This is a genomic window from Kluyvera ascorbata ATCC 33433 (assembly GCF_000735365.1).
Classification (GTDB): Bacteria; Pseudomonadota; Gammaproteobacteria; order Enterobacterales; family Enterobacteriaceae; genus Kluyvera; species Kluyvera ascorbata.
The window spans coordinates 24,886-32,904 of sequence record NZ_JMPL01000042.1; the positions used below are offsets into that span (position 1 = coordinate 24,886).

General features: G+C 55.4%; 9 protein-coding genes and 1 pseudogene. 6 read left to right on the forward strand and 4 right to left on the reverse strand.

Annotated features, from left to right (window positions below; translation table 11 throughout):
- Nucleotides 1-60 precede the first annotated feature (60 nt).
- Together GKAS_RS11975 and GKAS_RS11980 are read right to left on the reverse strand one after the other, a co-directional pair.
- On the reverse strand, nucleotides 61-873 hold the full coding sequence (locus GKAS_RS11975) for a Cof-type HAD-IIB family hydrolase (protein WP_035894500.1): 813 nt from the start codon (nucleotides 871-873) through the stop codon (nucleotides 61-63).
- The gene (locus GKAS_RS11980) at nucleotides 873-2,075 is read right to left on the reverse strand and encodes an MFS transporter (protein ID WP_035894501.1); all 1,203 of its coding nucleotides are present in this window, start codon (nucleotides 2,073-2,075) and stop codon (nucleotides 873-875) included. Before GKAS_RS11980 ends, GKAS_RS11975 begins: the two co-directional genes overlap by 1 nt.
- A gap of 81 nt (nucleotides 2,076-2,156) precedes the next feature.
- Between GKAS_RS11980 and GKAS_RS11985 the strand changes: the two genes are divergently transcribed.
- The gene (locus tag GKAS_RS11985; RefSeq protein WP_035894502.1) at nucleotides 2,157-2,705 is read left to right on the forward strand and encodes a TetR/AcrR family transcriptional regulator; all 549 of its coding nucleotides are present in this window, start codon (nucleotides 2,157-2,159) and stop codon (nucleotides 2,703-2,705) included.
- 43 nt (nucleotides 2,706-2,748) lie between these two features.
- Nucleotides 2,749-3,132 carry a GFA family protein gene (locus GKAS_RS11990; RefSeq protein WP_035894503.1) on the forward strand — a complete coding sequence of 128 codons (384 nt, stop codon included), beginning with the start codon at nucleotides 2,749-2,751 and terminating at the stop codon, nucleotides 3,130-3,132.
- A gap of 233 nt (nucleotides 3,133-3,365) precedes the next feature.
- Here the strand turns inward: GKAS_RS11990 and GKAS_RS11995 are convergent, their stop codons facing one another.
- Nucleotides 3,366-5,054 (reverse strand): aspartate:alanine antiporter, encoded by a 1,689-nt coding sequence (locus tag GKAS_RS11995; protein WP_035894504.1) that lies wholly within the window; start codon nucleotides 5,052-5,054, stop codon nucleotides 3,366-3,368.
- Nucleotides 5,055-5,439: 385 nt separating this feature from the next.
- Between GKAS_RS11995 and GKAS_RS12000 the strand changes: the two genes are divergently transcribed.
- On the forward strand, nucleotides 5,440-5,826 hold the full coding sequence (locus GKAS_RS12000; RefSeq protein ID WP_035894510.1) for an inner membrane protein YbjM: 387 nt from the start codon (nucleotides 5,440-5,442) through the stop codon (nucleotides 5,824-5,826).
- A gap of 21 nt (nucleotides 5,827-5,847) precedes the next feature.
- Here the strand turns inward: GKAS_RS12000 and GKAS_RS12005 are convergent, their stop codons facing one another.
- Nucleotides 5,848-6,111 (reverse strand): GrxA family glutaredoxin, encoded by a 264-nt coding sequence (locus GKAS_RS12005; protein ID WP_035894505.1) that lies wholly within the window; start codon nucleotides 6,109-6,111, stop codon nucleotides 5,848-5,850.
- Between the two features lie 264 nt (nucleotides 6,112-6,375).
- Here GKAS_RS12005 and GKAS_RS25290 point away from each other — a divergent pair.
- The 3 genes and pseudogenes from GKAS_RS25290 to rimK form a co-directional block, all read left to right on the forward strand.
- A pseudogene (locus GKAS_RS25290) lies at nucleotides 6,376-6,498 on the forward strand (DUF1418 family protein); the annotation flags it as partial.
- Nucleotides 6,499-6,582: 84 nt separating this feature from the next.
- Complete coding sequence (gene nfsA / locus GKAS_RS12010; RefSeq protein ID WP_035894511.1) at nucleotides 6,583-7,305, forward strand: oxygen-insensitive NADPH nitroreductase; 723 nt, start codon at nucleotides 6,583-6,585, stop codon at nucleotides 7,303-7,305.
- 96 nt (nucleotides 7,306-7,401) lie between these two features.
- Nucleotides 7,402-8,019, forward strand: a 618-nt coding sequence (gene rimK / locus GKAS_RS12015) for a 30S ribosomal protein S6--L-glutamate ligase (RefSeq protein WP_035894506.1), incomplete at its 3' end; no start/stop codon positions are given.

The following is an 8,019-nucleotide window of genomic DNA, read 5'->3' on the forward strand; positions in this document are numbered from 1 at the left end:
CCCGTCGGCGCTTCGCTTGGCCGGGCTACCTATCACGAAGCGCCGCCGGGAATAGCTCAATCACGCAAACGGCGCTTCACCCTTCAACGCCTTATCAATCATCTCCAGCACGCCTTCTTCATTGTTGTGCGGCGCATGATAGCCCGCCACGGCTTTCACCGCGTCGTTGGCGTTCGCCATTGCAAAACCGTAGCCTGCCTGTTTCACCATCTCAATATCGTTGCCGCTGTCGCCAAAGGCCACGACTTCATCATCTTTAACGCCCCAGCGCGCCTGCAATAACCGCAGGCCGTTGGCTTTATGGATGCCAGGAATAATCAGGTCGATACTGCCGTGGCCGGTTGTGACGGCGGTCAGCATATGGCCTAGCTTCTCATCCAGGATTGCCTGCATCTGTGGCACTTTCTCGTCCGGGATATTCAGCGCGAACTTCAAAATGGTGTCGTCGAGGTTATCGAAATTGTCTACCAGTTCCAGGCGGTGGTAGTAGCGCACGGCAATATCGTGGAAGCTTTGGTCGTAGCTTTTCAGCGTGTAGGCGCTCTTTTTACCGCAGACAATAATCTCGACTTCCGGGCGAGTGAGCAGGAAGGCGGTAATTTTATCAACGTGGTCGCGCGGCATGGCGCAGTTATACACGTCCTCGCCTGCGTCCTGAACCCAGCCGCCGTTCTCGGCGACAAAGGCGATTTCATTGGCGATATCCGGGAAGAACGAGGCCAACTGGTAATACTGGTTGCCGCTGGCCACCACAAAGTGGATGTTCTGTGCTTTCATCTGCTGATATTGCTGATGAAAACGCTCGCGGTTGTAGGTTTTTTTATCGTTCAGGAACGTACCATCCATGTCGACGGCGATCAGTTTAACGCTCATCAATGACTCTCCATTACAACGCGGGGCTCAGGTTTTGCCACCGCTTTCGCCACCAGAGCGGCAACAAGAACCAGCGCCAGTACGGCCAGCATCGCGCTGCGCAGGCCGTAATGTTCGCCGAGGAAGCCGAGCAGCGGAGGGCCGACGAGGAAGGCCAGATACCCGGTGGTGGCAACAACGCTCACGCGGGTAGGGGCATCCGGTCCGGTGTCGCTGGCGGCGGAAATGGTCAGCGGGAAGCCGAGCGATGCGCCAAGTCCCCACAGAATAACCGACACGCCGGCAACCCAGGCGCTGTCGACAAAGATAATCAGGGCAATGCCCAGCGCGCCCATTAATGCGCTGGCACGAACCACGGTAACACGGCTGTAGCGGTCGATAAACCAGCCGCCGGTGAAGCGCCCGACCGTCATGCCCAGCGTGAACCCGGCATAGATGAGCGATCCGGAGGTTGGGCTAAAGCCGTGACCGTCAACCATCAGCAGCGGCAGCCAGTCGTTAGCGGAGCCTTCGGCAAAGGCCATTGCTAACACCACGACGCCAATCAGCATCAGTTGCATATCGCGCCAGAACGGTACGCCTTTTTCTTGATGGTGCGCGTCTTCCGCCGCGTTTTTACCGGTACCTTCAGGGATAGCTTTAATGGCAATGGCGATAGGCGCAATGCCTATTAGCGCCGCCACGAAAATATGCCACATCGCCGGTAAACCAAACGCGGTGACCGCCATACCGACGCCCGCGCCCACTAACGTCCCGAAGCTGTAAAAGCCATGCATCATCGGCAGCACGGTTTTTTTCATCTCACGCTCAACCGCCGCGCCTTCGACGTTGATGGCAACTTCGGCAGAGCCAAAGCTGGCACCAAAAATCGCCAGACCGATGGCGAAGATCCACGCGGAGCTGAAGTGCAGCGCCAGGCTTAAAATCAACATACCAAAGACCGCGCATGACATGGTGGTGCGGATGACTTTACGCGTCCCGAATCGTTTCACCAGAAACGCGGAACAAAGAATGCCGCTCATCGAGCCTATCGACAGGCCAAATAGGACGATGCCCATCTCAGCCGTTGAGACCGATAAAATATCGCGGATTGCCGGTGTGCGCGTGGCCCAGGAGGCCATCAGCAAACCGGGTAAAAAGAAGAACATAAAGAGCGCCCACATGCGTAGCTGCAGGGCTTTACGGGAAGTTAACGTTGTCATCCATTCGCGTCGGGTCGGAAAGTGTGCAGACAACACTAACAAGGTTGTGTACATTTGTACATAACCAGAAAGAGGAGAATTATGGCTCGCCGACCGAATGACCCGCAGCGCCGGGAGCGCATCCTTGATGCGACGCTCGAGACTATCGCGACACACGGGATCAGCGCGGTAACTCACCGCAAAATCGCCAGCTGTGCCGATGTACCGCTCGGCTCGATGACCTACTATTTCGAGGGCATCGAAGCTCTACTGGGCGAAGCGTTCAGTGCCTTTACCGAGCGAATGTCGCTGGAGTACACCGCCTTCTTTGAGGGCGTAGAAACGACAGGTGACGCCTGCGATTCGGTGGCGGAGCTTATCTTCAGCAGCCAGGTGACGACGCCGAAAAATATGACGCTGATGTACCAGTTCTATGCGTTGGCGAGCAGTTCACCGGCCATGAAAGCGGTGATGCAACGCTGGATGCAGCGCAGCCAGCAGACGCTGGAGCAGTGGTTCGACCCGGCGACCGCCCGCGCGCTGGATGCTTTTATCGAAGGAATGACGCTGCATTTCGTGACTGACCGCCAGCCGCTCGATCGCAACACTATTCGAAAAATGGTAGGGCGGATAGCAGGGGAGAGCACCTGAAAAGCGTGTACGCTTAGCGAGAATGCAAAACGGAGATCTCGCGATGACAACCCTGCTTTCCGGCGGCTGCCTGTGCGGCCATATCACTTTTATCGCCGCCAATCCCGGCGCTTCCCACAGCTGTTCCTGCGATTTATGCCAGAAGCATACCGGCGCCCAGTCGGTTATCTGGCTGGAGTTTGCCAAAGGCGATGTACAGTGGAACGGCGAGGGGGGAAAGCCTGCGGTCTGGCGCTCTTCTGAAGATTCCAGCCGCGCCTTCTGCCCGCGCTGCGGCAGCTCGCTGGGGGCGATTGACGATGGCCCGATTATCGCGCTGCTGAGCGGTGTTTTTGACCAGAATCAGGATGCACGGTTTGCGCCTGCTTCTCACTCGTTTGAAGATATGAAGCCGCAGTGGTGGCGGGCGCTGTTTGCGGATGCGTGAGGCTTGGTAATAGTAGTGATGTTGATGAGTGTAATAGGTTGATTTTTAACGGGGATATGAATTTCAGGCAACAAAAAACCCATCAACCTTGAACCAAAGATGGCGGGGTTGATGGGCTCCACAAAATGGGGACATCAAAGAAAAGCAGTGGCACTAATTAAGACTCGCACCCTGATGAAAAGTTCTGCGTTGCGCAAAAATATTTTTCTTTTCTTTGTTTCCCCGGCGCAGGGCTAGCCGCCTAGCCCTGGCCAGATGATGATAATAAGCGTACCGGCAAGGGTTAGCAGCACGTTGGCGATGGCGTAGGTGCCCGCATAGCCCAGCGCGGGAATGTTGCTGCGCGCGGTATCGCTGATGATTTCCATTGCCGGAGCGCAGGTGCGTGCGCCCATGATGGCACCGAACAGCAGCGCGCGGTTCATGCGCAGCACGTAGGCACCGAAAAGGAAGCAAATCACTACCGGGATCAGGCTGACCAGCAGACCGGCGACCAGCATTTGACCGCCGACCACGCCGAGACTCTTACCGATGCCGCCGCCTGCGCTTAAGCCGACGCCTGCCATAAAGACCATCAGGCCGAACTCTTTCACCATATTCAGCGCGCCCTGCGGAATATAGCCAAAGGTTGGGTGGTTGGCACGCAGGAAGCCGAGCATGATACCGGCAAACAGCAGACCGGCAGCGTTGCCGATGCCGAAGTTAAAGTTGCTGAACTGGAAGGTGATCATGCCGATCATCAGGCCGACGATAAAGAAGGCGCAGAAGGCCAGCAGGTCAGTGACCTGACTGTGAATGGAGACGAAGCCGATACGGTCGGCAACGGTTTTCACGCGGCGGGCGTCACCGCTCACCTGCAGCACATCGCCTTTGTTCAGTACGATGTTGTCATCGATTGGCATTTCAATCTGGCTGCGGATCACGCGGTTAAGGAAGCAACCGTGGTCGGTCAGCTTCAGCTGTGCCAGGCGTCGGCCTACGGCATTGTGGTTTTTAACCACAATTTCTTCGGTGACGATGCGCATGTCCAGCAGGTCACGGTCGAACACCTCTTTGCCGTTACGGAAGCTTGGGTCGAGGCGCGCGTGCGCGTCCGGGTAGCCTACCAGCGAAATTTCATCGCCCATTTGTAGCACGGCGTCACCGTCAGGGTTGGCGAGAATGCCGTTACGGCGGATACGCTCGATGTAGCAGCCGGTCTGGCGATAGATGCCAAGCTCGCGTAAGTTTTTACCGTCGGCCCACGCTACCAGTTCTGGGCCTACGCGGTAGGCGCGGATAACTGGCAGATAGACTTTACGATTGGTGTCGGTGTCCAGACCGCGCTCGCGGGCGATTTGTTGGGCGCTGGTTTGCAGATCCTGATGCTGGAATTTTGGCATGTAACGGGCCGCGACAATCAGGCTCACGAGACCAATCAGGTAGGTTAGGGCGTAGCCGAGGCTTAAATGATCCTGCGCTTGCGCCAGCAGGCTGGCTTCCATGCCGGAGTGGCGTAGCGTATCGCCCGCGCCGACCAGCACCGGGGTGGAGGTCATTGAACCGGCGAGCATACCGGCCGTCAGGCCGATGTCCCAGCCAAATAGCTTACCGAGGCCTAATGCAATCAGCAGTGCGCTGCCGACCATCACCAGACCGAGCATCAGATAATTTTTGCCGTCGCGGAAGAAAATAGAAAAAAAGTTCGGCCCGGCTTCAACACCGACGCAGAAAATAAACAGCATAAAGCCCAGATTCAGCGCATCGGTGTTAATACTGAAGTGTTGCTGCCCTAATAGGAGAGAAACCACTAAAACGCCAATGGAATTACCGAGTTGGATGGAGCCCAGACGTAATTTGCCAAGACAAAGCCCCAGCGCTAATACCACGAATAATAACAGGATGTAATTCCCGTTTAACAAATCTGCGACGTTTATATTCACGGAGTCTAACTTATCGTTTACCAGTAACGTGTTGAAAGGAATGGTTATTTGGTCTACTGTTTACCACGGGCTAGGGTATGTGTTTTGCTATCCGGAACCCGAAGAATAACCAGAAAATAGCGGTCAGTAGTTTAATCGTTCCTGATAGCTACGGCTAGCAACAATCGCTTTAAATACACATTACATATGATCTATCAGTCTGCATCGCGACGGTCAGAGAGCGAATCATCGGGCGCACGTTATTTTTTGCCCGCGAGAACGCTCCAAAAGTACTGATAGATAAAATGTAGCGAAGTTTTGGCAGGGAAGGCCAACAACTTTATCTGACTGGGTGTCCGTAAGGGCGAAGTCTGGGGTTTGATAGAGATATTTTCAGGAGATGCGTGTGAAATCTGAACGCGGTTGGGCAGGGGTTATTTGCTGCTTCTTACTCTTTATAGTGGTCTTTTTTTCACTGGTTCTGAACGTGAAGGGTGCGTTTCGCGCGAGCGGAAGTCCTGAGCTGGGGCTGCTGTTTTTTATTATTCCGGGCGTGGTTTCAAGCTTCCTTTCTTCGCGTCGTCGCGTGTTGCGTCCGCTGGTTGGCGCTATTCTTGCCGCGCCGCTCTGTCTTGTCCTGACGCGTCTTTTTTTCAGCAGCGATCGTTCGTTCTGGCAGGAGCTGGCATGGTTGTTTAGCGCGGTGTTTTGGTGTGCGCTCGGCGCGCTGTGCTATCTGTTTATCAGTTCACTGCTGCACGACAAACGCCGGATAAACAAACGCCCGCTATAAGCGCGGGCGTTGATGATGCTATCAGGCAAACAGTCCAAGATTTTCTTTTGCCCAGGCTTCAAAGTCTGTGCACCCGCCAATATGTTTCTGATCGACAAAAATCTGTGGCACGGTTTCAACGGGCTTACCGACGGTTTTTTCCAGGTCGGCTTTGGTGATGCCTTCCGCATGGATATCGACGTAACGGTAGTTGAAATCATCACGCTCCTGGGTCAGTTTTTCCGCCAGCTCTTTTGCACGAACGCAGTAAGGGCAGCCTGGACGACCAAAAATTACGGTAAACATAGTGTCTCTCCTCAAACGAGCGGAATAATCAACGTGCCTGTCGGCGAATGGCACTTATCATGCCGCGTGCAGCGCGTAGGGAAAAGAAGGTTCTACCTGTTGTTCTGATTCATTCTGGCTATGTTTGGGTAAATATTTTTCATCGGCTTGCCGTTATACTCGTCGTAAATAAGTAATCAAAATGCGCTAAGGATTCACAGGAGGAGAAGCATGCGTTCGCTTGGAGCACTACCCAAAAGCGTTTTAATTCTGGAGACCATTGGCATGGTTGTACTGGCGGTGGCGTGGCTATCGCTCAATCAGTACATCACACTGCCCGCGCCGTTTGCCAGCCAACTGGCGGCGGTGGTGATGATCTTTATTGGAATTGCGCTGATGCTGCCTGCGGCTGGCGTGCTCTTTTGGGGAGTAGCCCGTGCCGTTGCGCCACAGCTGATGAATCCTGGCCTGCCGCGAGATAAGGAAAAAAAGATGACTCCGACCATTGAGGTTCTGCTTAACCATCGCTCAATTCGTCAGTTTACCGGCGAGCCGATAAGCGACGAACAGCGCAGCGCGATTATCGCCAGCGCCCAGGCTACCTCTAGCTCCAGCTTTTTACAATGCAGCTCGATCATTCGCATCACCGATAGCGACATGCGCAAACAGTTAGTTGCGCTGACCGGCGGGCAGGAGCATGTTGCCCAGGCCGCTGAGTTCTGGGTGTTTTGCGCCGATTTTAACCGCCATCTGCAGATTTGCCCTGAGGCGCAGTTGGGCCTGGCGGAGCAGTTGCTGCTTGGCGTGGTGGATACCTCGCTGATGGCGCAAAATGCGCTGACCGCTGCGGAATCGCTGGGATTAGGCGGCGTCTATATTGGCGGCCTGCGCAACAATATTGCGCAGGTGACCGAACTGCTGAAGCTGCCAAAGCATGTACTGCCGCTATTTGGCCTGTGCCTTGGCTGGCCTGCCAGCCATCCGGATCTCAAGCCGCGCCTGCCCGCCGCGCTGGTGGTGCATGAAAATCACTATCAGCCGATGGACCCTGAAGTGCTGGCGCAGTATGACGAAGAACTTGCGCAGTACTATTTATCGCGCAGCACCAACGCGCGCCGTGATACCTGGAGCGACCATATTCGCCGCACGCTTATCAAAGAAAGTCGCCCGTTTATTCTTGATTACCTGCACCAGCAGGGGTTTGCTACGCGCTGATTCATTACTGAATCTGTGTCAGGGCTCAATCCCCCGTGAATGCGAAAAGCGTATGATACGCCGGTTTTTTTAGCGGCTTTTTTGGAGAGGTAAAGGGTGAAAATTGCCATATTGTCCCGGGATGGAACGCTCTTTTCGTGTAAGCGTCTGCGCGAAGCCGCCCAGCGTCGCGGCCATATTGTGGAAGTGCTGGACCCGCTGTCTTGCTACATGAACGTCGACCCGGCAGCATCGTCGATTCACTACAAAGGTCGGCAATTACCGCACTACGACGCGGTGATCCCGCGGATTGGCTCGGCGATTACCTACTACGGCATGGCAACCCTGCGTCAGTTCGAGATGCTGGGCAGCTACCCGCTCAATGAATCGGTGGCGATTACCCGCGCTCGCGATAAGCTGCGCTCGCTGCAGCTTCTCGCGCGTCAGGGCATCGACCTGCCGGTCACCGGCATTGCCCATTCTCCGGATGACACCAGCGACCTTATCGACATGGTCGGCGGCGCGCCGCTGGTGGTCAAACTGGTAGAAGGCACCCAGGGGATTGGCGTGGTGCTTGCCGAAACGCGGCAGGCGGCGGAAAGCGTGATTGATGCGTTTCGTGGGCTGAACGCGCATATCCTGGTGCAGGAGTATATCGAAGAGGCCAAAGGGCGCGACATTCGCTGCCTGGTGGTTGGCAATGAAGTGGTCGCCTCGATTGAACGTCGGGCGAAA